The following is a 287-nucleotide window of genomic DNA, read 5'->3' as shown; positions in this document are numbered from 1 at the left end:
TTCATTAACAGATTCAGGCTGATCAACAGCAGAAACAGCGCGATTACCGGCTGCATTAGCAGCCAGGGTGCTTCCCAGGCAAACGGCAGCAGTTCGGTCATCATCAAACCCAGTTCTGGCGTCGGCGCACGTACGCCGACGCTGATAAAGCCAAGCGCAGAGACCGCCATGATGGCGCTGCTGAACGAGAACAGAGTCAACGTGGTCAATACCGGCGCTAACGCTGGCCACAGGTGTCGCCGGAAACGGTAGAACGCCGAAAAACCGAGCAACTTTGAGGCCTGCAT

At 56.4% G+C, this 287-nt stretch carries 1 protein-coding gene; it reads right to left on the bottom strand.

What is annotated here, in order from left to right; translation table 11 throughout:
• Positions 1-287, bottom strand: a 287-nt coding sequence (locus tag KVT28_RS24915; RefSeq protein ID WP_217550818.1) for an ABC transporter permease subunit, incomplete at both ends; no start/stop codon positions are given.

The sequence above is a fragment of the Pantoea sp. GbtcB22 genome, assembly GCF_019091025.1.
Taxonomy (GTDB): Bacteria; Pseudomonadota; Gammaproteobacteria; order Enterobacterales; family Enterobacteriaceae; genus Pantoea; species Pantoea leporis.
This window is presented reverse-complemented; position numbering and strand designations above follow the sequence as displayed.